The 900-nt window shown below is 39.8% G+C and carries 1 protein-coding gene; it reads right to left on the bottom strand.

The genetic code is table 11. The annotated features are described in order from the left end of the window. Position 1: 1 nt before the first annotated feature. A partial coding sequence (gene arsB / locus R2B72_RS18545) for an arsenite/antimonite efflux transporter (protein WP_318618373.1) occupies positions 2-900 on the bottom strand: 899 nt, incomplete at its 5' end.

Genomic DNA, 900 nt, shown 5'->3' with positions numbered 1-900 from the left:
TTTATTGGATGAATGACAACCATAAATACAGTCCAATTAATGTAATGAATAACGTTGGGACTGTTAAGAGTATCCCGATTTTAAAATAGCTACCCCAAGAGATTTTCACACCTTTTTGAGAAAGGACATGTAACCACAATAAAGTAGCCAAGGAACCGATTGGGGTAATTTTCGGACCTAAGTCCGACCCAATGATATTTGCATAAACCAAAGCCTCGCGAATAGATCCTGTTGTCGTCGTTTCTGATATCGCCAACGCGTTAATCATGACGGTAGGCATATTATTCATGAGGGATGATAATATCGCCGCAATAAAGCCCATCGATATCGTTGCTACAAAGAGTCCTTGATTGGCTGCCATTTGAATGACATCTGCCAATACACCCGTTAGACCTACATTACGCAATCCATAGACGACAACGTACATCCCAACAGAGAAGAATACGATGGCCCAAGGTGCCCCTTTAAGTACTTGCTTCGTTTGAACAGCAGGACTTCTTTGTGCCATGAACATAAAGAATATGGCCGTAAGCCCAGCAATAATAGAGACAGGCAATCCCGTGAAGCCACTAGAGAAATACCCTACGAGTAACACGCTTAAAATCATCCAAGAGAGTCGAAACATCTTGATATCTTTGATAGCATCCTTCGGTTGTTTTAAGTCTGAAACTTTATAGTCTTTAGGAATACTTTTACGGAAGAATAACAGCAACACTAAAATACTCGCTACTAATGCAAATACATTCGGGACAATCATTCGAGATGCATATTCGACAAAACCTATACCAAAAAAGTCTGCCGAAACAATATTAACTAAGTTACTCACGACTAACGGTAGGGAAGTCGTATCTGCAATAAAACCACTGGCAATGATGAAAGGAAAAATCATCTTTTCATTGA

This window comes from Sporosarcina sp. YIM B06819, from assembly GCF_033485175.1.
Lineage (GTDB): Bacteria > Bacillota > Bacilli > Bacillales_A > Planococcaceae > Sporosarcina.
Note: the sequence above shows the minus strand (reverse complement) of the source record. Positions and strands in the feature narration are given on the sequence as shown.